The following is a 616-nucleotide window of genomic DNA, read 5'->3' as shown; positions in this document are numbered from 1 at the left end:
GCTCACGACGATGGCGATCATCAGGCTCACGACGATGGCGATCATCAGGCTCACGACGATGGCGATCATCAGGCTCACGACGATGGCGATCATCAGGCTCACGACGATGGCGATCATCAGGCTCACGACGATGGCGATCATCAGGCTCACGACGATGGCGATCATCAGGCTCACGACGACGAAGATCATCAGGCTCACGACGACGGAGATCATCAAGTTCACGACGACGGCTATGTTCCCAGCTATGAGGATTATCATTAAAAAAAGAAATTGCACCATGAACCCAAGCATTAACATCAATTCTGTCATTAAAGGTAGTGTCAAGATGTAAATTATAAATTCTATTAACACAATTAACAATACCCTCTGCAAACCAACCTCTATATTTATAACCTGCATTTGGGTCTAGCATATCCATATTTACCAGAGCTGTATTAAATTCAGGAGTACCAGTTTCAAGTACTTCTACATCACTTAGTTCATCATCTAGGATGGGGCATTTGGGCATAGTTAGTTGATAAGGTCTGTTTTTGGCTTCGATAGCAAGTATTTTAGCACGCTTAGTACGCATATTTATATTGATTTGGTTTACGACAGTTTGAAAAATGTCATTGCT

General features: G+C 43.0%; 1 protein-coding gene. It reads right to left on the bottom strand.

All coding sequences use genetic code 11. The features are described 5' to 3' along the window. Positions 1 to 616, bottom strand: a 616-nt coding sequence (locus ACX6CF_RS26215; protein WP_458788334.1) for a hypothetical protein, incomplete at both ends; no start/stop codon positions are given.

It is taken from the genome of Vallitalea sediminicola (assembly GCF_054408565.1).
The sequence above is the reverse complement of the archived record's forward strand: the minus strand, read 5'-3'. Positions and strand labels throughout refer to the sequence as shown.